This window comes from Stenotrophomonas sp. 2YAF22 (assembly GCF_052114665.1).
GTDB lineage: Bacteria > Pseudomonadota > Gammaproteobacteria > Xanthomonadales > Xanthomonadaceae > Stenotrophomonas > Stenotrophomonas indicatrix.
The window spans coordinates 1-1,445 of record NZ_JBFRFE010000839.1 but is presented as its reverse complement, the minus strand read 5'-3'; the positions used below and the strand labels follow the sequence as shown (position 1 = coordinate 1,445).

Below are 1,445 nucleotides of genomic sequence, written 5' to 3'. Positions count from 1 at the left end.
CCGTCTCCCACCCGGCTTAGAACTCTTCCCACCCACCCGTGTTGGCCGCGAGCGAGGGCGCGATGCGCGGCGGCACGCCGGTCACGCGACGCACCGGCGGCACGCTTGCAGCGACCGCTGCCAACATCGGACGGACTGCTGCCGCCGCCACCGAAGCCCCGGTGCGGAACACCGATACCGCCTCGGCCAGCAGGTTGGCCTGCTCCTCCATCGAACGTGCTGCAGCGCTGGCCTCTTCCACCAGCGCAGCATTCTGCTGGGTGGTTTCGTCCATCTGCATCACGGTCTGGTTGACCTGCTCGATGCCGGAACTCTGCTCCTGCGAGGCCGCCGAGATCTCGGCCATGATGTCGGTCACCCGCTGAACCGACGCGACGATCTCGCCCATCGTGGTGCCGGCCTGACGTACCAGCGCCGAGCCGTCGGATACCTTGCCCACCGACTCTTCGATCAGGCCCTTGATCTCCTTGGCCGCACCCGCCGAGCGCTGTGCCAAGGTGCGCACCTCGCTGGCCACCACAGCAAAACCCCTGCCCTGCTCACCCGCACGCGCAGCTTCCACGGCGGCGTTGAGCGCCAGGATGTTGGTCTGGAAGGCGATGCCATCGATCACGCTGATGATCTCGGCGATCTTCTTCGACGACGCTTCGATCGCACTCATAGTGGTCACCACCTGGCCGACCACCTCGCCGCCCTGCGAGGCCACCCCATGTGCACCGATCGCCAGCTGGTTGGCCTGGCGCGCGTGTTCGGCGTTCTGCTTCACCGTGGAGGTCAGCTCCTCCATCGACGCTGCCGTCTCTTCCAGGTTGGCCGCCTGCTGCTCGGTACGCCGCGACAGATCGGTATTACCCGAGGCAATCTCCCCCGCTGCCAGATTGATGCTGGATGCACTGGCCTGGATACGGCCGACGATCTGGGTCAGCTGCTCGACGGTCGCGTTGCAGTCGTCGCGCATGCGGGCGAACACACCGTGGAAGTCGCCCTGCATGCGTACGGTCAGGTCTCCGCGCGAGATCGCCTGCAGCAGGCTCGACACCTGCACCAGGTTCTCATCGGTGGTCTGCATCAACCGGTTGAGGCCGGTCACCATCTCGCCGAAATCATGCTCGAAGCGTGCTTCGTCACCGCGCAGGCTGAAGTCGCCCGCGGCCGCGGCTGTGGCCAGCCGGCGGATCTCGCCGTTGATGGCCGACAGACTCGATTTGGTCTCGTCCATGGCCTGGGTGATCGCCGCCTTCTCGCCCGGCAGACGATCCATGTCCACCGACAGGTCGCCGCGCGCGTAGTGCTTCATCACCTCGATCAAGCGGTTCTGCACCTGCACGTGCGAGCCCACCAGCGCGTTGGTGTCATGCACCATGCGCCCGTAGTCGCCGGGGAAGGCGCTCTCGTCCATGCGATAACCCAGGCTTCCATCATCATGCTGCCGCGCCATCTCGCCC

Annotated in this window: 1 protein-coding gene; it reads right to left on the bottom strand. The window is 66.2% G+C overall.

All coding sequences use genetic code 11. The features are described from left to right. Positions 1 to 16 precede the first annotated feature (16 nt). Positions 17 to 1,445, bottom strand: a 1,429-nt coding sequence (locus tag AB4Y84_RS21600) for a methyl-accepting chemotaxis protein (RefSeq protein ID WP_442250924.1), incomplete at its 5' end; no start/stop codon positions are given.